1 protein-coding gene is annotated in these 659 nt (G+C 76.9%); it reads right to left on the reverse strand.

The genetic code is table 11. The annotated features are described in order from the left end of the window. Positions 1-659: creatininase family protein (locus tag HUW36_RS33840; RefSeq protein WP_174531699.1), on the reverse strand; the 659-nt coding region annotated here is incomplete at both ends.

Genomic DNA, 659 nt, shown 5'->3' on the forward strand with positions numbered 1-659 from the left:
GGCGGCGGAGCGGCCACCCAGGCGGCCACGATCTCGCGCAGCCGCGCGCCGGCGGTGGCGCGGACCGACCGCCCGGCCTCCTCGGTGGCCAGCGAGACGTGCCCGGACCAGCCCTGCCACGGGTCGGGCCGGGACTCCACCAGCACGTACGGGTGGTCCACCGGCAGCTTGGGCCGGGGCGGCAGGTCGGCGACGGCGTCCAGACGTACCGTCTCCGGCGCGAAGCCGAGCACGCCCGAGGTCTCGTAGGCGCCGCCGTGCCCCCGGGCGATCGAGTCGCCGTACAGCTCGGCGGTCTCTGCCGGGGTGACCAGCTGGAACCAGTTGACCAGCAGCAGGCTGGCGGTGCGCCGGCCGGAGACCCACTCCATCGCGGCCCGGACGGTGGACATGTTGGCGTCGTGGCCGTTGACCACCAGCAGCCGGGGGAAGCCGGCGGCGACGATGCCCTCGATCACGTCGGCCAGGTAGCCGACGGCGATCTCCGGCCGGATCGCCACCGTGCCGGGCCAGGGCCGGGTCTGCCCGGGGCAGGCCGCGTAGGCCACCGGTGGGAACAGCACGCCGCGCGGACCGGGCCCGGGCGCGGCGCTCTCCCCGGCGAAGCCCTCGGCCAGGACGAGGTCGGCGCCGAGCGGCAGGTGCGGCCCGTGCCACTC

It is taken from the genome of Micromonospora maritima (assembly GCF_902825405.1).
In the GTDB taxonomy this organism is placed as follows: Bacteria; Actinomycetota; Actinomycetes; order Mycobacteriales; family Micromonosporaceae; genus Micromonospora; species Micromonospora maritima.